Source organism: Salinicola sp. NYA28a (assembly GCF_976982775.1).
In genome coordinates this window covers 3633111-3653291 of sequence record NZ_OZ334582.1, presented here as the reverse complement: position 1 = coordinate 3653291, position 20181 = coordinate 3633111, and the positions used below count along the sequence as shown (strand labels likewise).

At 63.5% G+C, this 20181-nt stretch carries 18 protein-coding genes and 1 CRISPR repeat array; of the genes, 2 read left to right on the top strand and 16 right to left on the bottom strand.

Annotation, left to right across the window (positions count from 1 at the left end; all coding sequences use genetic code 11):
* Positions 1 to 83: 83 nt before the first annotated feature.
* The 6 genes from ACWHY3_RS16455 to ACWHY3_RS16430 form a co-directional block, all read right to left on the bottom strand.
* A complete protein-coding gene (locus ACWHY3_RS16455) occupies positions 84 to 743 on the bottom strand; it encodes a methyltransferase family protein (protein WP_087720110.1) in 660 nt (219 codons plus the stop codon).
* Positions 736 to 981: a DUF2933 domain-containing protein gene (locus ACWHY3_RS16450; protein WP_052384922.1), complete on the bottom strand. Its 246-nt coding sequence runs from the start codon at positions 979 to 981 to the stop codon at positions 736 to 738. The genes ACWHY3_RS16455 and ACWHY3_RS16450 overlap by 8 nt, the downstream gene beginning before the upstream one ends.
* A gap of 2 nt (positions 982 to 983) precedes the next feature.
* Positions 984 to 3392: a copper-transporting P-type ATPase gene (locus tag ACWHY3_RS16445; protein ID WP_175090792.1), complete on the bottom strand. Its 2409-nt coding sequence runs from the start codon at positions 3390 to 3392 to the stop codon at positions 984 to 986.
* A gap of 100 nt (positions 3393 to 3492) precedes the next feature.
* Positions 3493 to 3747 carry an SHOCT domain-containing protein gene (locus ACWHY3_RS16440; protein ID WP_043337204.1) on the bottom strand — a complete coding sequence of 85 codons (255 nt, stop codon included), beginning with the start codon at positions 3745 to 3747 and terminating at the stop codon, positions 3493 to 3495.
* 199 nt (positions 3748 to 3946) lie between these two features.
* On the bottom strand, positions 3947 to 4285 hold the full coding sequence (locus tag ACWHY3_RS16435; protein WP_225347873.1) for a DUF5676 family membrane protein: 339 nt from the start codon (positions 4283 to 4285) through the stop codon (positions 3947 to 3949).
* A complete protein-coding gene (locus ACWHY3_RS16430; protein WP_052384923.1) occupies positions 4278 to 4631 on the bottom strand; it encodes a YHS domain-containing protein in 354 nt (117 codons plus the stop codon). The genes ACWHY3_RS16435 and ACWHY3_RS16430 overlap by 8 nt, the downstream gene beginning before the upstream one ends.
* Before the next feature lie 831 nt (positions 4632 to 5462).
* A CRISPR array of direct repeats spans positions 5463 to 6572; the repeat unit is 28 nt; unit sequence GTTCGCTGCCGCCCAGGCAGCTCAGAAA.
* Between the two features lie 221 nt (positions 6573 to 6793).
* Here ACWHY3_RS16430 and ACWHY3_RS16425 point away from each other — a divergent pair.
* The gene (locus tag ACWHY3_RS16425; RefSeq protein WP_448127011.1) at positions 6794 to 7168 is read left to right on the top strand and encodes a hypothetical protein; all 375 of its coding nucleotides are present in this window, start codon (positions 6794 to 6796) and stop codon (positions 7166 to 7168) included.
* A gap of 152 nt (positions 7169 to 7320) precedes the next feature.
* On the opposite strand, the gene ACWHY3_RS16420 is transcribed toward ACWHY3_RS16425, so the two are convergent.
* From ACWHY3_RS16420 to ACWHY3_RS16400, 5 genes are all read right to left on the bottom strand, one after another.
* Positions 7321 to 8703 carry an alpha,alpha-trehalose-phosphate synthase (UDP-forming) gene (locus ACWHY3_RS16420; protein ID WP_448127010.1) on the bottom strand — a complete coding sequence of 461 codons (1383 nt, stop codon included), beginning with the start codon at positions 8701 to 8703 and terminating at the stop codon, positions 7321 to 7323.
* On the bottom strand, positions 8700 to 10526 hold the full coding sequence (locus ACWHY3_RS16415; RefSeq protein ID WP_448127009.1) for a glycoside hydrolase family 15 protein: 1827 nt from the start codon (positions 10524 to 10526) through the stop codon (positions 8700 to 8702). Before ACWHY3_RS16415 ends, ACWHY3_RS16420 begins: the two co-directional genes overlap by 4 nt.
* Positions 10493 to 11278, bottom strand: coding sequence for a trehalose-phosphatase (gene otsB / locus ACWHY3_RS16410; RefSeq protein WP_448127008.1), 786 nt, complete (start codon positions 11276 to 11278; stop codon positions 10493 to 10495). The genes ACWHY3_RS16415 and otsB overlap by 34 nt, the downstream gene beginning before the upstream one ends.
* A 244-nt stretch (positions 11279 to 11522) precedes the next feature.
* On the bottom strand, positions 11523 to 11699 hold the full coding sequence (locus ACWHY3_RS16405) for a hypothetical protein (RefSeq protein WP_448127007.1): 177 nt from the start codon (positions 11697 to 11699) through the stop codon (positions 11523 to 11525).
* Between the two features lie 157 nt (positions 11700 to 11856).
* The gene (locus ACWHY3_RS16400) at positions 11857 to 12159 is read right to left on the bottom strand and encodes a hypothetical protein (RefSeq protein WP_110634167.1); all 303 of its coding nucleotides are present in this window, start codon (positions 12157 to 12159) and stop codon (positions 11857 to 11859) included.
* A gap of 254 nt (positions 12160 to 12413) precedes the next feature.
* Here ACWHY3_RS16400 and ACWHY3_RS16395 point away from each other — a divergent pair, with 254 nt between their 5' ends.
* A complete protein-coding gene (locus tag ACWHY3_RS16395; RefSeq protein WP_448127006.1) occupies positions 12414 to 13616 on the top strand; it encodes an ABC transporter substrate-binding protein in 1203 nt (400 codons plus the stop codon).
* Between the two features lie 137 nt (positions 13617 to 13753).
* Here ACWHY3_RS16395 and ACWHY3_RS16390 read toward each other — a convergent pair whose 3' ends face one another.
* The 5 genes from ACWHY3_RS16390 to typA form a co-directional block, all read right to left on the bottom strand.
* A complete protein-coding gene (locus ACWHY3_RS16390) occupies positions 13754 to 15088 on the bottom strand; it encodes a branched-chain amino acid ABC transporter permease (RefSeq protein WP_448127005.1) in 1335 nt (444 codons plus the stop codon).
* On the bottom strand, positions 15088 to 16086 hold the full coding sequence (locus ACWHY3_RS16385; RefSeq protein ID WP_448127004.1) for a branched-chain amino acid ABC transporter permease: 999 nt from the start codon (positions 16084 to 16086) through the stop codon (positions 15088 to 15090). The genes ACWHY3_RS16390 and ACWHY3_RS16385 overlap by 1 nt, the downstream gene beginning before the upstream one ends.
* Positions 16087 to 16213: 127 nt before the next feature.
* A complete protein-coding gene (locus ACWHY3_RS16380; protein WP_322528123.1) occupies positions 16214 to 16918 on the bottom strand; it encodes an ABC transporter ATP-binding protein in 705 nt (234 codons plus the stop codon).
* A 67-nt stretch (positions 16919 to 16985) separates the two neighbouring features.
* The gene (locus tag ACWHY3_RS16375) at positions 16986 to 17756 is read right to left on the bottom strand and encodes an ABC transporter ATP-binding protein (protein ID WP_303856477.1); all 771 of its coding nucleotides are present in this window, start codon (positions 17754 to 17756) and stop codon (positions 16986 to 16988) included.
* Between the two features lie 298 nt (positions 17757 to 18054).
* Entirely contained in the window at positions 18055 to 19908 is a 1854-nt protein-coding gene (gene typA / locus ACWHY3_RS16370) for a translational GTPase TypA (protein WP_322528122.1), read from the bottom strand.
* Positions 19909 to 20181: the final 273 nt, after the last annotated feature.

Here is a 20181-nt window from a genome sequence, read left to right as displayed (position 1 = left end):
CGGGCGAGTCGTCGCTGACGACCACGATCGTGCCGACGAGAAAAACGTCTGCTTTTCATGACTGCACCTCTGGGATTTTGTCCTTACAGGCGCCAGCCACTCGTACTCGCCATCCGCAGGTGCGGAATGAAGCGTGGCGTGCGGGCCGCGTAGGTCTGCCATTTGTCGCCAAACTGGCGCGCTACGTCGCGCTCTTCGTGGATCGCCAGTCGTGAGTACATCCACACCAATACCGGGAACATGACCAGGGTCAGCAGGGTGGGCCACTGCAGCAGGAAGCCGGTCATCACCAGCACGAAGCCGGCGTACTGGGGATGCCGGACATGGGCATAGAGCCCGGTGGTGGCCAGTTCTCCCCGCCGCTGGGCGGTATAGAGTGACCGCCAGCCGGCGGCGATGAGCCAGAAACCCGCGGCGATGAACACCATGCTCAGCAGATGGAACGGCCCGAAATGCGGGTTGGCCTGCCAGCCGAACAGCATCTCCAGCAGGTGGCCCGCATCGTGGCTGAACCAGTCCACCTCCGGGTAGCGCGACTGCAGCCAGCCGGAGAGGAAGTAGAGGGTCAGCGGGAAGCCGTACATCTCCGTGAACAGCGCCACCAGGAAGGCGCTGAAGGCCCCGAACGAGCGCCAGTCGCGGCGCGTCTGCGGCTTGAAGAAGCTGAAGGCGAAGAAGATGAAGATCGCCGAGTTGAGAATGACCAGGCCCCACAGCCCATAGGCGGGTACGTCATCACTCATCGCGTCCTCCCTTGTGATCATCATGCCCGCCATGACCCCCGTGGCCTCCATGTCCGCCGTGCATGAACACATGCATTAGCGGACAGGCGAGCAGGATCAGCCAGGGCAGGGCACCGAGCAGGTGCACCTTGTGCTCCTCCCAGAGCAGGAAGCCCATCACCGCCAGGGCGATCGCCACCATGAGCCAGAAGCTGCCTTTGCTGGGTCCTCGCTCCAGCCACCCCTTTTCGTCATGCATGATCAAATCCTCACCCGGCGCAGGCGCAGCGAATTCATCACCACCGACAGCGAAGACGCGCTCATCGCGAAGGCGGCGAACATCGGCCCGATCAGGATGCCGAGGAACGGATAGAGGATCCCGGCGGCGATCGGTACGCCGGCCCCGTTGTAGACTAGGGCGAAGAACAGGTTCTGCTTGATGTTGCGCATGGTGGCCAGCGACAACTTGCGGGCCCGAACGATGCCGTCGAGGTTGCCCTTGACCAGCGTGAAGCCGGCGCTTTCGATCGCCACGTCGGCGCCGGTGCCCATGGCGATGCCCACATCGGCCTGGGCCAGGGCGGGAGCGTCGTTCACCCCGTCGCCCGCCATGGCCACCTTGCGGCCTTGTTCCTGCAATTCGCGGATGATGCGGGCCTTGTCCTCGGGCAGCACGTCGGCGCGGATCTCATCGATACCCAGTCGCCCGGCCACCGCCTTGGCCGTCCGCTCGTTGTCGCCGGTGGCCATGATGATGCGAAAGCCAAGTTTGTGCAGCGCCTTCAGGGCCTCGGGGGTGGTCTCCTTCACCGGGTCGGCGACGCTGACCAGGCCGGCGATCTGGCCATCGAGCACGACGAACATCACCGTTTCGCCTTCATCGCGGCGGGCGTTCGCGGTCTCGGAGATCCGGCCGCCATCGAGGCCCAGTTCGGCCATCAGCTTGGCGTTGCCGAGGGCCACCGACTGGCCGTCCACGACCCCCTTGACGCCCATGCCGGTCACGGCTTCGAAATCGGTGGCATCGGCGAGGGATACGCCACGTTCTTCGGCGCCGGCGACGATGGCCTCGGCCAGTGGGTGTTCCGAGCCACGTTCGAGGCTGGCCGCCAGGCGCAATACCTCGGCCTCGTCATGCCCTTCCTCGGGCAGCACCGCCACCAGCTTCGGCTTGCCTTCGGTCAGGGTGCCGGTCTTGTCGACCATCAGCGTATCGACCTTGGCGAAGCCTTCCAGCGCCTCGGCATTCTTGATCAGTACGCCGGCCTGCGCGCCGCGTCCGGTGGCCGTCATGATCGACATCGGCGTGGCCAGCCCCAGTGCACAGGGGCAGGCGATGATCAGCACCGCCACCGCCGAGACCAGCGCATAGGACAGCGCCGGCGCCGGCCCCCAGATCGCCCAGGCGATGAAGGAGAGGATGGCGACGCCGATCACCGCGGGCACGAACTTGCCCGCCACCTTGTCGGCGAATTTCTGGATCGGTGCGCGGCTGCGCTGGGCGGCAGCCACCATCTCGACGATCTGGCTGAGCATGGTGTCGGCGCCGATGCGGGTGGCCTCCATGACCAGGCTGCCGGTGCCGTTGATCGTGGCCCCGGTGACCTTGTCGTCTTTGACCTTTTCCACCGGCACCGGCTCGCCCGAGATCATCGACTCGTCGATCGAGGAGCGGCCCTCGACCACCACGCCGTCCACCGGCACCTTGTCGCCGGGGCGCACCCGCAGGTGGTCGCCCACCTGCACGTCTTCCAGCGCGACCTCTTCTTCGCTGCCGTCGGGCCGGATCACCCGCGCGGTCTTGGCGGCCATGTCCATCAGCGCGCGGATCGCCTTGCCGGTGCCTTCACGGGCGCGCAACTCCATCACCTGACCCAGCAGTACCAGGGTGACGATCACCGCCGCGGCCTCGAAATAGACGCCGACGGTGCCGTCTTCCCGGCGAAAGCCGTCGGGGAAGACGCCCGGCACCAGCACCGCCACGATGCTGAACAGATAGGCCGCGCCGACCCCCATGCCGATCAGGCTGAACATGTTGAGGTTCATGGTGCGGAAGGAGTTGTAGCCGCGCACGAAGAACGGCCAGCCCGACCACAGGATCACCGGCGTGCTGAGCACCAGCTCGATCCACATCGCGTTGCGTTCACCGAAGAAGTCGCGAATGGCCCCGAGGCCCAGGTAGGGGCTCATCGTCAGAATCAGGACCGGAAGCGTGAGCACGGCCGCGACCCAGAAGCGTCGGGTAAAATCGACCAGCTCGGGATTCGGCCCTTCATCGCCGACCGCCGCCGATTCCAGCTCCAGACCCATACCGCACAGGGGGCAGGCACCGGGAGTGGTTTGGCGCACCTCGGGGTGCATCGGGCAGGTGTAGACGGCGCCGGCATGCCCGGCCGGCACCTTGTCGTACTTGCCGCCGTGGGCCGGCGCGGAGGCCCCATGACCATGCCCGTCATGCGTCTGCGAGTCGTCGCTTCCCACGGGCACGAGGTGCATGCCGCACTTGGGGCAGTCACCCGGCTGGTCGGAGACGACCTCCGGGTGCATCGGGCAGGTGTATTGGGCGCCACCCTGGCTGCCGGCGGCGTGTTGGTCCGTATCGCCGCTGCCTAGTGTCGGTGCCTCGTGCGAGGCATGCCCGTGACAATGGTCGTGTTGGTGTTGCGTCATGGAATCGTCTCCGTCGCTTCCGCGTCTTGATTCAACCTCGTGGCCCTATCTCGATAGGGTCGAAACTAATAGTGCCGTATCCAATAATCAGGAGGTGCGATCAAAGCAGAAGATCGCGCTTGCGTTGCTCGTACTCCTCGCGGTCGATTTCTCCCCGGGCGTAGCGTTCTTGAAGAAGGTCCAGGGCCGTTGGCCGCCGTTGAGAAAATGGCTCGCCCCGGCCTCGGGTCAGGCCACGCACCAGGAGAACGGCCAAGGCAATGACGATGCCCCAGAACAACACCATCATGAGCCCGCCGAAGAGCATATGCCCCCAGCCGTAACTCCCCATATACGCCATCATGTCGCCCCACATGGTCGGATCTCCTTTTCTTGTTACTTACTTTGCCCTGACGTCAGGCTAAAGCCTGCGGGTAACCCAAGGGTCAAGAGAAGGTAGATGAAAGTAGGCGGCTCTTGATCCCGGACAGTTTCCGACCTCTTCAGTGGAATGGAATCAACGCCGCACGCATGCGTTGAGGCCTTCGGTATTGAGTGATGGATTCGTTCATGGCCTACGCTCCGCTGTGTCGGTTGAGGCGTGTGACAAAGAAGTTGTATAGCGGGCCGAAGACCAGGGCGATGTACCAGCCGTAGCCGAAACTTTCGACCAGCCCCAGGAAGAAGCTTGACCAGCTGAGCCAAGTGAAGCCTGGCAACAAGCGCAGCCAGCTCTTATACATCGCCTGGTCGGGAAACAGCAGATCGAAGCCGACGCAAAGGATGAAGGTTACGGCCAGGAACAGCCCCAGGCTCATCCCGAGTGCGATCATGGGAATCCGCGGCGTTGCCTGAACCGGCAAGCGAGTTCCTGAACGGGGCTTGGCTGTCAACGGAGCATTGGCATCAGGCATCTTTGTTCTCCGGTTGGAGGGGCGAGGCCGTTGCACCAGGGACGAGATACTGTTCGGGCGCGGCCTCGAAGCGCTCCCGGCAGTCACGAGAGCAGAAGTAAAAGACGTGGCCATCGTGGACGCTTGGCTTGGCCCCTTTCGTTCTGACGGTCTTGCCGCAGACGGGGTCGACGTCCTCGGCTGGCGGAATCCACTCCAGCCCTTCAGTTGCACGTTGATTCCCTGGGCTATCGTTGTCGTGTTTGGTCCTGCCATGGCTGTGCCCCATGACGTGGGCGCCACAGCCGAACCGCATCATCAAGAAGAGGATTGCTGCCCAAAGCAGGAAGTAAAACAGTGCGTCCATAAAGTCTTCCTCGTGACGTCCGCTAAGCCGTACCCGATACCGAGCACTCGGGTGTGGTTGCGAATGTGCATGCACTTCTCATGGTGGGAAGAGTCTCTGCACACACAGCGGCCACTCCGGCAGTTGCCTGGATCAATGTGGGGCGGGCACGGGTTTTCTCCCACGCGGCCACGGCTGGAAGCGCGAGATGGAGATACGAGGTCGACTTAGACTCTGTAGCGTTGGGTCAAAAGGTAGACAGGAACCGAGGAGGGTGAGGGAGGGGCACTTGGCGAGCCGCTGGCGGTGACAACCCGGGGCGCTATGGCCGGGGCCGTCATGCTCAAGGGAAGGGGCTCGAGCTCCAAGTCCTGGCGCTCCAGGCGTAACAGGGCGCTGCCGGCCTGGCGAGTGCCATGGCCATGGTGGCAGTGCGGCCGAGGGGGGGGCCGTGTGGATGCGTTCGGCGTTCGAGTGCGTATCTGCGTGAGGCTCAACGCCAACCTGGCCAGACTCAGTAGAGGAGGGAGCATCTGCCGAGGAGGGGTCATCTGCCATTGTGGCGGCGCTAGAGAGCAGTAGCACCATGCCCAGCAGGATGACCAGACCAAAGCGATGCCAGGCGGTGGCAGACCGCGAGGATTGCTTAGGAAATGACGTGTGCCTGGCCATGCGGCAGGGCTCCTGCAGAGTGATGTATATCTTAACCTAGCGCAGATTCGAACCTTGTCCATTGACACGGATCAAGACGGAGCTTGCCGTAAGCTGCAGCGGCCTCATTGAAGTGGTGACCTGGGCGAATGGCTGGGCAGCTCAGAAACGGCTGCAGGATGCCCTCGGGAACAGCGATGTGTTCGCTGCCGCCCAGGCAGCTCAGAAATGCTCGGCATCAAGAAAGGCGTCATTGTCGATGTTCGCTGCCGCCCAGGCAGCTCAGAAATCGATAACGCGCACCTCCTGCTCCATGAAGGCGTTCGCTGCCGCCCAGGCAGCTCAGAAACGACGCTGACAAAGACGAGGACGACGACATGGGTTCGCTGCCGCCCAGGCAGCTCAGAAAAGCCCGCCGCCGGCGATCTCGCGGTCGGTCGAGTTCGCTGCCGCCCAGGCAGCTCAGAAAGAGACGCGGATCGACGCCATGCGTCAGGCTTAGTTCGCTGCCGCCCAGGCAGCTCAGAAAAGCTGCGCGTAGTCGTTCCAGTCGGTCGGACCGTTCGCTGCCGCCCAGGCAGCTCAGAAAATTCTTTGCGACGCCGACGCCAACGACTCAGTGTTCGCTGCCGCCCAGGCAGCTCAGAAATGCTGGCCGCGCTCGAGATCCACCGCGAGATTGTTCGCTGCCGCCCAGGCAGCTCAGAAATCATCGACGCTTCGCGGAAGTCCCGCAAAGCAGGTTCGCTGCCGCCCAGGCAGCTCAGAAATTGGACGTTGGCGCGGAACGTGTCGCCGTCATGTTCGCTGCCGCCCAGGCAGCTCAGAAAGCGATCTTTTCCCGTTTAATGAAAGTGGTAGCGTTCGCTGCCGCCCAGGCAGCTCAGAAAAGCAACCCCAATCGCATGCCCTCGTCTTCGCTGTTCGCTGCCGCCCAGGCAGCTCAGAAATTGATCATGGCCATCGTCATGCTCCCCTCCAGGTTCGCTGCCGCCCAGGCAGCTCAGAAAGATAGTGATGACCTCGCCGCGCGCGAGGTCGCGTTCGCTGCCGCCCAGGCAGCTCAGAAACGAACAGACTCGACACCAGGTCATCAATCAGCGTTCGCTGCCGCCCAGGCAGCTCAGAAAATGAATCGCGGTGTGGCAGAGCTGGCGGCGCAGTTCGCTGCCGCCCAGGCAGCTCAGAAAGGCAGCGTGACGATCCTGGCCGATGGGCACGAGTTCGCTGCCGCCCAGGCAGCTCAGAAACAGCAGCGAGCCATGGACGGTGGGCGCCGGCCAGTTCGCTGCCGCCCAGGCAGCTCAGAAAGCCGCTGGGTAGGGCGATAGCCTTAGAAGTGGTTTGCTGCCGTATAGGCAGCTCGATAGCGTGGCAGGATGCATGGTGGCGGTCGCCAGTTGTGTCCATCAATCCCACTGATACTCGACTTTGCATCAACTGATTAGCCACCTAATGAGTTGGCCTCCATAATCTCGTCATCGGTTGGGCCAAGGGGCCTGCCACGCAAACGCAGATATTGGAGTGTCATCATGAAAACTCGCATCCTCGCCGCTATCGCACTGGTCGTTGCACTGCCTGCCGCCGCTCAGGCCAACAGCGTCATGGAGCAACGGGCATTCGCTCAGCAGCATGAAGCGCTGAATACCCAGGCAACTTCCGAATATCAGTTGCTGCCGTCCGACTATCGCATCGATACCGTCAGCGGTGGTCATAGCACTGCAGCCGATCATTCACTGGCCTATGCCGCGGCGATCACGCAGCGGGCAACCGATATCGCCGGCGGCAACGTCGGGCTCGTCGGCCAGGGTCAGAGCGTGGCCGCCGCTCAGGCGCTGCAGAACGTGAACGGTGGCGCCGATGCCGGCCAGGGCAATGTCGAAGTGACGTTCGCCAGCCTCGATTGATCGCGCCGTATCAACGGTTGGCGCCCGGGAGGCGGGCGCCGAGCAGCGTCTCCCTCGATTTCCCCCGCACCTCCAACTTCCCCGGACCCTCCCCTGGTCCGGGGCTTTTTTGTGCCTGGCCTTCGCCATTCTGGCAGGGCTGTGATTCCCGCTCAGGTGGCATCCGTGTTCTGCTGGCTCAGGTGTTCGATGAAGCGCCGGCGCCATTCGAGCAGGCTGTTGCGCCTGAGCACGCCGATCATCTGCTGGTAGCGTTCCTGGCGTTCCTCGAGCGGCATGTTCAGGGCCTGTTCGATGGCGCTGGCGATGGCGTGCACGTCGTAGGGGTTGACCAGTAGCGCGCGGCTCAGCTCGTTGGCGGCGCCGGCCAGCTCGCTGAGTACCAGCACGCCGGGGTCTTCGGGGTCCTGGGCGGCGACGAACTCCTTGCAGACCAGATTCATGCCATCGCGCAGCGGGGTCACGAGGCCGACCCGGGCTGAACGGAACAGGCCGATCAGCGCATCGCGGGGGAAGGTCTGGTTGAGATAGTGCACCGGCATCCAGTCGAGATCGGCGTAGGTGCCGTTGATGTGCCCGGCCATCTCCTCGAGCTGGCGGCGCAGCTCGTCATACTCGGGGATCGCGCTGCGCGAGGGGCTGGCGATCTGCATGAATATGGTCTTCTGGCGGCGATGCTCGAAGTCGGTGAGCAGCGCTTCGATGGCGTTGAAGCGCTGCACCAGGCCCTTGGAGTAATCGAGCCGGTCGGCGCCGATGATCAAATCGCGCTCGCCGAGATCCGCCTTGAGCTGACGCGCCTGTTCGTTGTCGCGGGAGTGCTCGGCTTCGGCGGTTAGCTCGTCGACATCGATGCCCACCGGGTAGACGCCGGTCCGAATCTTCTGGCCGTTGCACTCGATGGTGTCGCCGGAGATCACGGCGCCGAAGGTTTCGATCGCGGCCTGACGGAAAGCGTGCAGGTCGTTATTGGTCTGGAAGCCGAGCAGGTCGTAGTGGAGCAGGTCGTCGAGCAGTTCGCGGTAGCCGGGCATCGCGCGCAGCAGGTCGTAGCTGGGGAAGGGGATGTGCAGGTAGAAGCCCATCGGGTCTTTGACGCCTTCCTTGCGCAGCGCCTTGCCCAGCGGCAGCAGGTGATAGTCGTGTACCCAGATCAGTTCGCCGCCTTCGAGCAGGTTGCTCAGGGCGTGGGCGAAGCGGTCGTTGACCCGCTGATAGGCCTTGGCGTACTCCAGCCGGAAGTCCATGGCGCCAAGGTTGAAGTGGAAGACCGGCCAGAGGACTTCGTTGGAGAAGCCCAGGTAATAGTCTTCATAGTCTTCCCGGGATAGCGGCAGGGTGGCGTAGGTGATGTTGTCGCGCTTCACGGTGGTGGGCTCGGTGATGGCCGTTTCGCTGACCTCGCCGTCCCAGCCGAACCACAACCCGCCGTATTCGTCGAGGGCGCCGGTGATCGCCACCGCCAGGCCGCCGGCCTGGGACTTGTCGGGTTCCGGGATGGATACGCGATTGGAAATGACGACGAGACGTGTCATACGGCCTCCTCCCAGTTACGACTGAGATGTGTTGCCGAGTTGATCAACCCGACCATGCTGTAGGTCTGCGGGAAGTTGCCCCACAGTTCGCGGTTGGCGGTGTCCAGATCCTCGGAGAGCAGTCCGAGGGGATTGCGGCATTCGAGCATGTTGTCGAACAGGCGCCGGGCTTCGTCCTTGCGGCCGATCGCGCAGAGCGCGTCGATGAACCAGAAGGTGCAGATGTTGAAGGCGTTCTCGGGTGGGCCGAAATCGTCGTCGGCGGCGTAGCGGAACAGGTGGTCGCCGCGGCGCAGTTCGGCCTCGATGGCGCAGACCGTGGAGACGAAACGCGGGTCGTCGGCTTCGAGGAAGCCGAGTTCATGCATCAGCAGCAGGCTGGCGTCCATGGTCTCGCCGCCGAAGCTTTCGGTGAAGGCCTGGCGGGATTCGCTCCACGCCTCGCGGCAGATGATCGCGTGCATGCGCTCGGCCTGCTGGCGCCAGTGAATCGAATCCTCGGGCAGCTCGAGCTGGCCGGCGATGCGCGCCAGCCGGTCGCAGGCCGCCCAGCACATGATCGAGGAGTAGGTGTGCACGCGGGCGCGACCGCGATATTCCCAGATGCCGGCATCGGGCTTGTCGAACAATCGCGCGGCCTGCTCGCCGAGTACCGTGAGGCGGCGAAACAGCGCCTCGTCGCCGGGGCGGGTCAGGCGCTCGTCGAAGAAGGCCTGGTTGGCCGCCAGCACGACGGCACCATAGACATCGTGCTGGATCTGGCTGTACGCGGCGTTGCCGGTGCGTACCGGCCCCATGCCGCGATAGCCGGTCAGTCCGGGCATGTCGAATTCTTCGAGCCGGGTCTCGCCGCCGATGCCGTAGAGCGGTTGCAACTCGCTCTCGGCGGCGCCGACGACCAGGTTGAGAATGTAGTTGAGATAATTCTCCATGGTGGCCGTGGTGCCCAGCCGGTTGAGCGCATGGACCACGAAGTAGGCGTCGCGCAGCCAGCAGTAGCGGTAGTCCCAGTTGCGCTGGCTGTCGGCGGCTTCGGGTACCGAGGTGGTCATCGCCGCGATCACCGCGCCGGTATCCTCGAAGGTGCTCAGCTTGAGGGTCATCGCCGCGCGAATGACCGCATGCTGCCAGTCGAAGGGAATCGACAGTCCGCGAACCCATTCGTGCCAGTAGGTGGCGGTCTCGCTATGAAAGCGCTGGCACAGCGTCGTGACCGATTCGGTGACGCTTTCGTCGGGGCCGAGCAGGAAGTTGAGTTCGCCGTCGAGCACGATCGGCGATTCCTGCTGGACGTAGGTGATCGAGGCGTCGGTGGTCAGACGCGTGATCCGATTGCGACCGATATAGCGAATATGGTGACTGCCTTGCGTGGTATCCGGCGTCTGGGTGCCGTATTCGCTGGTCGGGCGCAGTTTGACGCGGATCACCGGCGTGCCCGCCAGGGGCTCGACACGACGGACCAGCGCGACCGGACGAAAAGCCCGCCCGAATTGGTTGAAGCGCGGGCAGAAGTCGCTGATGCGAATGCGTCCGCCGTACTTGTCGGTGAGTTCGGTGCAGAGAATTGCGGTATTGCGCTGATAGTACTGCCTGGCGCCGACCAGATCCTGCAGCTCGATGCTGAAATAGCCGCGATCCTGGGTGTCCATCAGGTGCGAGAAGAACGGGTCGCCGTCGAAGCGGGGCAGACAGCACCAGACGATGCGCGCCTGGGCGTCGATGAGCGCGCCGATCTGACAGTTGCCGATCAGGCCGAGCTCCAGGGTGTGTTCCGCATGGCGGAGCGGGGTCAAAGATCCCGCGTTGTCATACTCTCCAACCATGTCAGTACCTCCTGTACTGATTCAAGGGAGTAGTTTGCGGCCGTCTCATCCTGATGGCCGACACGTATGGAATGGCCGCCGCGAGCGTTGACGATACGAAAGGCGTCCTCGTCGGTGACGTCGTCGCCGATGAAAACCGGCGTGCGGCTCCGGAAGGCCGAGGTTTCGTCGAGCAGGCGGGCAACGGCGGTCCCTTTATGATAGCCGCCGGGACGCAACTCGAGGACGCACTTGCCGTCGATCAGCTCGAAGGTGTCGCCAAGCGCCCGATGCTGGGCCTCGAAGAACTCGCGACACGCCTCGGCGAGTTCCGGAACGCTGCGGTAGTGCAGGGTCAGCGAGACGCCCTTGTCCTCGTAGTGCAAGCCGGGATGGGCCTCGACGAAGGTTGCCAGGGCATCACGGCAGGCGGCCAGTTGGGCAGGCTGGTCGATCGCCGTGTGGCGCGTGCCGTCGCGGTCGCGCCATTCCAGCCCGTGAATGCCCGCCATCGGCAGGGAAACCGGTGCGAGCAGGCGCTCGAGCTGGTCCAGCGGCCGCCCGCTGACCACGGCCACGGCGCCGCCGAAGGCCTCGTCGAGTTCGCCGAGAATCGCCTTCAGGTGCGGAGAGACGCGGACATCGTCGGGGTGTGCGGCAAGTGACACCAAGGTGCCGTCGAAATCGAGAAACAGCGCCCAGTCGCGGCGTGCCACGGGCAGTTGCGAAGCAGGACGCTGTGAAGAAGAAATAGGCGTCGAAGGTTTGGTCATGGGCCGCGAGCTCGTCTGCGTGAATGGTCGGGTGGGTCGGCGTAGCCGCTCGCCTGGGGTATCCGGAAGAGCCGCTCGGAAGCGCGGCCCGAAAGACCGGCTCGAAAGACTGGCCCAGGAGCGCCAGAGAAAGCCCACCCATGAGGGGGGGAGCAAGGCGCCGGTTGGCAACGCCGGCTGCCTGCCGGCGTTGTTCCGATACGCCCGGTCGCGGGCAGAATCGGGTGGCGCCTTGCCGGAGGGCTCAGTGTTCGGCTTGCTCGAACTGCTCGGCGGCGCGCAGCGCTTCTTCCTGAGTCGCATGCTCGGAAACGACGCGCTCGTTGTCGGGCTGGCTTTCGTCGATGACCACCCAGCCGGTGATCTTTTCTTTCAGATCGCTACTGTCGAACACTGGTTCCACGCGGGCTTGTTTCTGCATCTCTTCATCCTCCGTGACGATACCGATTGTCGGCTTGGCGATGGGCCTGGAGGCCCTTGGTGCCGCTCGCCGGATGGCGGGCGGTCGTGCTTGGTGCAGGGATGGCGGGGCGCTTGTCATCCTGGACAAGCCGCCGAATCGATTGCCCGATCCGGGCTCAGTCCTCGTCATCCTCGGGAGACTGGAAGGCGCGCTTGTCGTCCGGGAGTCTCACCATGTCGCCGACGTTGAGTTCGCCGTGGCTGTCATGGCGCTTGCCGTCATCGTCGATCAGGGCGGCGACCTTGCCGATGCTGACGCCGTCCTTGTAGGCCTCGACCTGAACCCGCGCCGTGGCGCCGTGATAGCGCGCGGTCAGCATCATGCCCGGCTGCGGGGTGACACGGTGCTGTTCGTCCTTGGCATAGTGGGCGTCGACACTGGCGCCGCCGGGGGTATCCCATTCGATATGCTTGTGCATGGCTTTCTCCTTACCGTTGACGAAAACGCTGATTCAGCGTAGCTGCCAATCGCTTGATTTGCTGCCAGTATAGTGTCCGCTCGAGCAATTCCGGTGGATGCCTCGTGCTATCCCGGATGCCATGCGGCACGCCGAAAGGCGAAGACACGAACGGTTACGATCGCTTGTCTTTTGGCCGGCGTGCCAGCAGAGTGAACGTTGTCTTTCAATTTCCAATAACGTCTTTCGCAATCCAACAAAGAGTGATAACAGCGATGAAGAAGACAGTACTCGCACTCGCCATTGCCGCTACCACGGCATGTGCCGGTGTCGCGCAGGCGGACGTCAAGGTAGGGTTTCTCGGCGGCTTTACCGGGGGTATCGAAAGTCTGACACCGCCGATCTTCGATGGCGCCAAACTGGCAGTGGCCGAAATCAACGAACAAGGCGGCCTGCTGGATGGCGAGGATATGGTCATGCCCTCCGGCGATACGACCTGTTCGGATGCGTCGGCGGCCTCCAACGCGGCCGACCGTCTGGTGAACAGCGAGAAGGTGACCGCGATCGTGGGGGCGCTGTGTACCGGTGCGACGATCGCGGCGGCCAACAATGCGGCGATTCCCGGTGGGGTGGTAATGGTGTCGCCGGCTTCCACGGCGCCGGCGGTGACGGATCTGGACGACAACGATCTGGTCTTCCGTACCGTGCCTTCCGATGCGTTCCAGGGCGTGCAGCTGGCCAAGCTGCTGCTGTCCAAGGGGATCGAGGACGTGGCGGTGACGTTCGTCAACAACGACTACGGTCAAGGGCTCGACGACGCTTTCACCAAGACGTTCGAAGCCGAAGGCGGCACGATTTCCGCCAACCTGGCGCATGAGGACAACCGCGCCGATTACCGTTCGGAAATCGGCCAGCTGTCGTCCGGCGGCTCGCAGACGCTGGTCGTGCTGGCCTACGCCGACACGTCCGGCCAGACGATCCTGCGCCAGGCCTATGAAAGCGGGGCGTTTACCCAGTTCGCCGGTGGCGATGGCATGGTCGGCAACGCGCTGGTCGACGCAGTGGGTGCCGACGTGCTCGAGGGCATGATCGCGACACGTCCGGGCTCGCCGGATGTGCCGGGGGCGGAGGTCTTCAACGGCCTGGCCGAGAAAGCCGGTATCGACCCGAGCGCGGTGTTCGCGGCGCAGTCCTACGATGCCGCCTTCCTGCTGGCGCTCGCCATCGAGAAGAACGGTAGCGCGGATCGTGAAGGGCTTTCCGCGGCGCTGCGCGATGTCGCCACGGCGCCGGGCGAGACGATCCTGCCGGGCGAGTGGGAGAAGGCCAAGCAGTTGCTCGCCGAAGGCAAGGAGATCGACTATCAGGGCGCTTCCGGCAACCAGGAGTTCGATGACAACGGCGACGTGCCGGGCATCGTGGTCGAGATGGCCGTGGAAGATGGCAAGTTCGTGACCAAGGGGGCGGTCGAAAAATAATCCTCGTCGACTCCAGGGCAACGCCCAGGAAGACAATGCCTAGAAAGACAACGCCCAAGACGCAAAACCCCGAGCTCAGGCTCGGGGTTTTTGCGTTCAGGTGTCGCGGTTCGCGTTTGGCTGTTCGAGCGTCGCGATCAGTCGTGATGCTTGACCTTCTCAGGTATCAGCCCGCGCGGCGCGAAGCGCAATACCAGCAGGATCAGCAGGCCGATCACGAACACTCTCGCCTGCAGGGCGCGGCTGTCTAGGTTGCCCGGCTGCCAGTCGAACCAGTGGGCGCCCAGCGCGGTGACGGCGTGCATCAGCGACAGTGCCAGCGGCCCCGACATGATCCAGATCACGTAGACCAGCACGGCACCGAACAGCGTTCCCAGATTGTTGCCGGGGCCGCCGAGGATCACCATCACCAGCACCAGGAAGGTGTGGTTCAGCGGCAGGTAGCCCTGCGGGTCGAACAGGCCGTTGAAGCTGGTCAGCGCCGCACCGCCGATCCCCATCAGGATACAGCCGAAGACGAAGATCTCCTGGCGGCGGCGATTGATCGATTTGCCCATGGCGGCGGCGGAGACTTCGTTGTCGCGGATGGCGCGGATCATGCGGCCCCAGGGCGCGTGGTAGGCGCGATGGAGCAGGAAGAAGATCACCGCGATCATCACCACCGTCACCGACAGATAAAGCGCGCGGGCGGTCAGGAAGCCGACTTCGCCGGGATCCGATACCGGCCAGGGCAGCGGCGAGATGGTCGCGGTGCCACGGGTCAGCCAGTCGGAGTTCTTGAGGAAGGCCTTGATGATCTCGGCGATGCCCAGCGTGGCGATGACGAGATAGTCGCTGCGCAGGCCGAGACAGATGTGACCGATGAAGTAGCCGACACCGCCGGCCAGCGCGCCACCGATGATCCAGCCGAGCCACACCGGCAGGCCCAGGCCACCGATGAACTCCACCTGGGATTCGATATCGCCGGTGACGCTGCGTAGCCAGCTGATCATGATCAGATAGCCGACGAGCCCCGCGACGACCGCGAGGATGGTGCGCAGCAGCCTGGGAACGCCGATGCGGTCGAGGCGGCTGATGCCGAAGACGATCGCCGTGACCGCCACCATCGCCAGCAGCACCCAGCCCAGGCGTCCGGGCAGGTCGCTGGCCCAAAACTCGGGATTGACCGGGATGCTGAAGAAGGTGGCCGAGAAGCCGCCCAGGGCGACGAAGCCCATGATCCCGGCGTTGAACTGGCCGGCGTAGCCCCACTGGATGGTCAGGCCGAGCGCGAGGATGGCGTAGCAGGATGCTTCCACCAGCATGCGGGTGGAGTAGGCCGGCCCCATGGTCGCGAACACGGCAAGAACGACGATGGCCAGCCCGCCGAACAGCAGCAGCTCGCGAGCGGGGAGCGCGCGCGTCGGCGGCCCGGCGGGGCGCTGGGGTGCGGGCTGTTGTGGTGAAGGCTGTTGTGGCGAAGAAGCTGTCATCAGATCACCTTCCCTTTGAAGATGCCGGTCGGTCGCCAGATCAGCACCGCGACCAGAATGAAGAAGGGTACGACGATCTTATATTCGGTACCCACCAGCGCCAGGTTGTTCGGCAGTTCCAGCCAGGTTGGCAGGCTATCGCGTATCGGCCTGAGCAGGACCGACCAGTTGAACACGGCCAGGGTCTCGGCGAAGCCGACCAGAAAGCCCCCGGCGATGGCGCCGTACGGATGGCCGACACCGCCGACGATGGCGGCGGCGAAGATCGGCAGCAGCAGGAAGAAGCTGAGATCCGGCTTGAAGGCGACGTCCAGCGACAGCAGGGTGCCGGCAATCGTGGCCAGCGAGCCGGCGATGACCCAGGTCAGGGTGATGATCAGCTTGGTGTTGATGCCGGAGGCCCGTGCCAGATCGGGGTTATCGGACATTGCCCGCATCGCCTTGCCCAGTCGCGCCCGGGTCAGGAACAGATGCAGCCCGACCACGGCGACGATGGTGACGATGAACAGGATGATCTGCGGCTCGGTGAGAATGATCGGCCGGGTGACGCCGGGCAGGTCGATGCGGAAGATATCCTTGCGCGCGTCGACGTAGAGGCTCTGCGCGCCGGTGCCGGAGAACAGCCGGATCAGGCCCTGCAGCATCAGGGTGACACCCAGCGAGGCGATCACCATCACGATCGGCTTCACGCCGTGGCTGCGCAGCGGCTGGTAGAACGCGCGGTCGATGCCGACGGCGATCAGCGAGGTGACGGCCATGGCGATCGGCAGCATGACGATGGCGGTGGGCAGACCCAGCGCATCGCCGGCATGGGGAAAGGCCATCGTCAGCAGCAGGACGATGAGGGTGCCGAGGGTCATCATGTCGGCATGGGCGAAGTGGGCGAAACGCAGGATGCTGTAGATCAGCGTCACGCCGACGGCGCCGATGGCGTAGATGCTGCCGGTGACGCTACCGGCGACCACGACGTAGTTGAAGAAGTAGATCAGCTCATTCACGACGAAATCTCTGTTGGAATCGGTTTGACGCTAGGCTTGATGTCTTCGAGCTTCGAGCTTCGAGCTTCGAGCTTCGAGCTTCGAGCTTCGAGCCGGCCGCGAACCTCGGGCGCTCCAGAACGTGGCCTCAGCCGCCGAGGAAGCTCTTGGCCACCTGCGGGTCGTTGAGCAGCGCCTCGCCGGTATCGGTAAATCGATTCTGACCGGCCGCGAGCACGAAGCCCTTGTGGGCGATCCGCAGCGCCTGCTTGGCGTTCTGTTCGACCATCAGCACCCCGACGCCGGCGGCGTTGATGGTCTTCACCCGATCGAAGATTTCGTTCATGTAGCGCGGCGACAGCCCGGCAGTAGGTTCGTCCAGCAGCAGCACGCTGGGTTCGTTCATCAGCGCGCGCCCCATCGCGACCATCTGCCGCTGACCGCCGGAGAGTTCGCCGGCCGGTTGGCGGCGCTTTTCCAGCAGCGGGGGAAAGAACTCGTAGATCTGCGCCTTGAGACGCGAGGCGGTGGCGGGTTTGAGAAACGCGCCCATCTCCAGGTTCTCCTCGACGGAGAGACTGGGGAAGATGTTCTTCTCCTGCGGCACGAAGCCCATCCCCATCTCGACCAGCTTGTGCGGCGAAAGATTGGTGATGGGTTCGCCGCGCAGGCGGATCTCGCCCTGGGTGATCGTCAGCAGGCCGAAGACAGCCTTGAGCATGGTCGATTTGCCGGCGCCGTTGGGCCCGACGATGACGCCGATCTCATCGGACTCGATCGTCATGTTGACGCCATTGAGAATGTTCATGCCGCCGTAGCCGCCATGAACGTCGATTGCTTCGAGTAGTGGCATGTGTCGCTCTATGATTGTTGTGTCGCTGATGTCCCACGAGCCCGTCGTCCAGGGCCGGTTCGCAATCCTAGGCCGGTTCGGCGCCGAAGTAGGCTTCGATCACTTCCGGGTTGTTCTGGATCTCGGTGATCGAGCCTTCCATCATCACCTGCCCCTGAGCGAGCACGATGACGGGGTCGCACAGTCGCCCGATCATGTCCATGTCGTGCTCGATGACCAGGAAGGTGTACCCCAGCTCGCGGTTGAGCCGTTCGATGTTGCCCATCAGGTCGCCGAGCAGCGTGCGGTTGACGCCGGCGGCGATCTCGTCGAGCAGCACGACCTGGGCGTCGGTCATCATGGTGCGGCCGAGCTCGAGCAGCTTCTTCTGGCCGCCGGAGAGATTGCCGGCCAGTTCGTTGCGCACGTGAGAGAGGCCGACGAAGTCGAGCACTTCGAGCGCCCGCCGACGCACCTCGTCTTCCTGGCGGCGGACTTCACCGGGCTTCAGCCAGGTACTGAACAGGTTCTCGCCCTCCTGACGGGGCGGCACCATCATCAGGTTTTCCAGCGAGGTCAGGTGGCTGAATTCGTGGGCGATCTGGAACGTGCGCAGCAGCCCCTGGTGGAAGCGCTGGTTGGCGGAAAGGTGGGTAATCGCCTTGCCGTTGAGCAGCACTTCGCCGCTGTCGGGCGCAAGGCTGCCGGCGATGATGTTGAACAGCGTCGATTTACCGGCGCCGTTGGGGCCGATCATGCCGGTGATCGAACCCTTGGCGACCTGAATCGAGCAGTCGTCGATGACCGTCAGGCCCCCGAACGATTTGCGGATATTGCGGACATCGATGATGGGCGTCATCGCGTCTCCCCTGCAGCGTTATTGCTATTGTTCGTGAGAGCGCCGGTGGCGCAGCGCTCCTGGCCTCGTTGTAGCTGTATCGTTGTATCTGTACTGCCTACGGCGGGATACCCACGTCGGTACGGCGACGTACGATGAACGACGGTTGCCATTACCTGGGTACCCGGGATGTTGCCGATTGTACAGCCGTCTATCGGCATGAGTCGTGTTTCTTGAAGTACGAAGAGTCAACGCTATCGGCCCCAAACGACGACACCCGCCGAATGGCGGGTGTCGTGGATGCTGCAGCAGCGCGTGATCAGCCTTTCTTGCCGGCTCGCTTGCGCTCGTTTTCGGTCAGGTGCTTCTTGCGCAGACGAATATGGCTTGGCGTCACTTCCACCAGTTCATCGGAATCGAGGAATTCGATCGCCTGTTCGAGCGTGAACTTGATCGGTGGCGTCAGCACGATGTTTTCATCGTTACCCGTCGAGCGCATGTTGTCGAGCTTCTTGCCCTTGGTCGGGTTGACCACCATGTCGTTGGCACGGTTGTTGATGCCGATCAGCATGCCTTCGTAGACTTCCGTGGCGTGATCGATGATCAGCTTGCCGCGCTCCTGCAACGCGTAAAGCGCGTAGGCCAGTGCCTTGCCGCCGACCATGGAGACCAGCACACCGTTACGACGCTCGATGGAGGCGTCCGGCTTCAACGGGCCATAATGATCGAAGCGGCTGGTCAGGATGCCGGTGCCCGAGGTCAGCGTCAGGAACTGACCACGGAAGCCGATCAGACCGCGCGCGGGGATGATGAAGTCCAGACGCACACGACCCTTGCCATCCGGGTTCATGTTGGTCATCTCGCCCTTGCGATAGCCGAGCTCTTCCATGACCGCGCCCTGGTGCTGCTCTTCGCAGTCGATGATGACTTCTTCGTACGGCTCCTGCTTGACGCCATCGATCTCGCGGATGATGACCTCGGGGCGGCCGACGGCCAGCTCGAAGCCTTCACGACGCATGGTTTCGATCAGCACCGAAAGGTGCAGTTCGCCGCGCCCGGAAACCTTGAACTTCTCGGCGGACTCGCCCTGTTCGACACGCAGCGCCACGTTGTGGATCAGCTCCTGGTCGAGACGATCCTTGATGTTGCGGCTGGTGACGTACTTGCCTTCCTTGCCGGCGAACGGCGAGTCGTTGACCTGGAAAGTCATCGAGACGGTCGGTTCGTCGACGGAGAGTGGCGGCAGCGCTTCGACGACGTTGACGTCGCACAGCGTGTCGGAAATCGCCAGATTGTCGATACCGGTGATGCAGACGATGTCGCCGGCGGTGGCTTCTTCGGTCTGCACGCGCTCCAGACCCATGTGGGTCATGACCTGGCCGATCTTGCCCTTACGGGTCGCACCTTCCTTGGTGATGATGCTGATCTGCTGGCTGGGCTTGACGCTGCCGCGCTTGATGCGGCCGAGACCGATGACGCCGACGTAGCTGTTGTAGTCCAGCGCGGAGATCTGCATCTGGAACGGGCCGTCGAGTTCGACCTTGGGCGGCTCGACGATGTCGACGATGCTCTTGAACATCGGCGTCATGTCGTCGGCGAGCTGATCCGGTTCCATGCCGGCGATGCCGTTGAGCGCCGAGCAGTAGATGATCGGGAAGTCGAGCTGCTCGTCGGTGGCGCCGAGGTTGTCGAACAGATCGAAGATCTGGTCGATGACCCAGTCCGGGCGCGCGCCGGGGCGGTCGATCTTGTTGACCACGACGATCGGCTTCAGCCCCTGCGCGAAGGCTTTCTGGGTCACGAAGCGGGTCTGCGGCATCGGGCCGTCGACGGCATCGACCAGCAGCAGTACGGAGTCGACCATGGACATGACGCGTTCGACTTCGCCACCGAAGTCGGCGTGTCCCGGGGTGTCGACGATATTGATGTGGTAGTCCCGGCCGTTACCGTCATTCCAGCGGATCGCGGTGTTCTTGGCCAGGATGGTGATGCCGCGTTCCTTCTCCTGATCATTGGAGTCCATGATCCGGTCTTGGCCTTCGGCCTTGCGATCCAGCGTGCCGGACTGGCTCAGGAGCTTGTCGACCAGTGTCGTCTTGCCATGGTCGACGTGGGCGATAATGGCAATGTTCCTAATGCTCTCGATGCGAGCGTTAGAGGCGTTGTCACTCATGGGGCGGTTTCCATCGTAAAATGTGTGCGCCCATGTCTAGGGGCTGTTGACGTTTCAGCGCGAACCGCGTTGCTGGGTCAAATGGCGCCAGGCCAGGCGCGGGATGCAGAGAAGGGTGTTTCCCTTTTCCAATCCCGCAACGCCGCATGGCGCCATTTGCCGCGCAACCCGAAGGGCCGGGCCAATTTTTGCACGTTGCTGCGTTATTCGTCGTGCATTTGGAATGACCAAACTGCGCTCCTCACGCCTTGCCCCGCACAAAAACTGGCTCCG